We start from the raw sequence: 1,226 nt of genomic DNA, 5'->3' as shown, positions 1-1,226 counted from the left end.
GGGGGGGGTGGGGGGGGGGGGGTGTCGTCCCACCCCCTTTTTTTTCCGTTTGATATAACCCTCTGGGGGGGCGGGGGGGGGGGGGGGGGGCCCCGGCCCGGGGGGGCCCCCCCCCCCCACCACCTCCGTCAGGAGGCCGGGATGGCGGTCACCAGGCCCCCGTCGACGGCGATGTCCTGGGCGGTGATGTAGGACGATCGCGGGGAGAGGAGAAAGGCCACGGCTTCGGCGATGTCCTGGGCCTGGCCGAGCCGCTTCAGCGGCACCTGGGCGCGGATGGCCTCGTGCGAGGCAGGGTCCGGGTTGGCGGCATCGAACATCTCGGTGACGATGTAGCCCGGGCTGATCGAGTTGACCCGGATGCCGCGCTCGGCGAGGTCGCTGCCCAGCGTGCGGGCCAGATTGTGGACGGCAGCCTTGGTGGCCGCATACACCGGTGCGACGGCCAGGCCCCGGTGCAGCGTCCACGAGGCGTTGATCACGACAGAACCGCCACCCGCCGCGTCGAGCAGCGGCAGAACCTTCTGGACTGTGAAGAACACCCCCTTGAAGTTGACATTGACGCTGAGATCGAAGTCCTGCTCAGTGACCTCGCCACTGCGCTGGAACACTCCGACCCCGGCATTGGCGAACACCCCGTCCAGACGTCCGTGACGTTCGCGGATCAGGGCAGCCAACCGGTCGAGATCAGTGAGGCTGGCGGAGTCGGCCCGGACCGTGAACAGACGGGCACCGTGGTCGGATGCCTTGTCCAGCTGTTCGGCTGCGTGGTCGAGGCGGGCATCGTCGCGGCCGGTGATGACGATATGGGCGCCGGTCTCCAAGAGTAGACGCGCGGTGGCCAGGCCCATCCCGCTGGTTCCGCCAGTGATCAGGACGACACGGTTGTGGAAGCCGGTCACATCAATGCTGCTGTCGGTCATGAGCACAGCTTCGCCACCGGCCTTCGGGTCAACCAGGTCCGGATCAACCTGGGTCTCACAGGGCCACCCCTTCTACGAGTAGCAGAGACAGCGCCCCGGGACAGACCCACCGGGGCTGCCCCGAACATCTAACGACACGACACGACACGACACGACACGCACCGTCCCGGCTCCGGCGTCACCCCCGAAGGACTTCGGGCGCAGACCACTTAGAGGTCCTAACAAAGGCGTTGGACGTGGCGGTGGGTGATGAGGCAGGTGGCGAGGCCGAGGAAGGCTTCGTGGATGTCGTCGCGTCTCTCC

The 1,226-nt window shown here is 67.7% G+C and carries 1 protein-coding gene; it reads right to left on the bottom strand.

Features of this window, described 5'->3' with window-relative positions; translation table 11 throughout:
- Positions 1–128: 128 nt before the first annotated feature.
- A complete protein-coding gene (locus tag ACIQHQ_RS36920) occupies positions 129–923 on the bottom strand; it encodes an SDR family NAD(P)-dependent oxidoreductase (protein ID WP_402621071.1) in 795 nt (264 codons plus the stop codon).
- Positions 924–1,226 lie beyond the last annotated feature (303 nt).

The organism is Streptomyces sp. NPDC092370 (assembly GCF_044755265.1).
Lineage (GTDB): Bacteria > Actinomycetota > Actinomycetes > Streptomycetales > Streptomycetaceae > Streptomyces.
The sequence above is the reverse complement of the archived record's forward strand: the minus strand, read 5'-3'. Positions and strand labels throughout refer to the sequence as shown.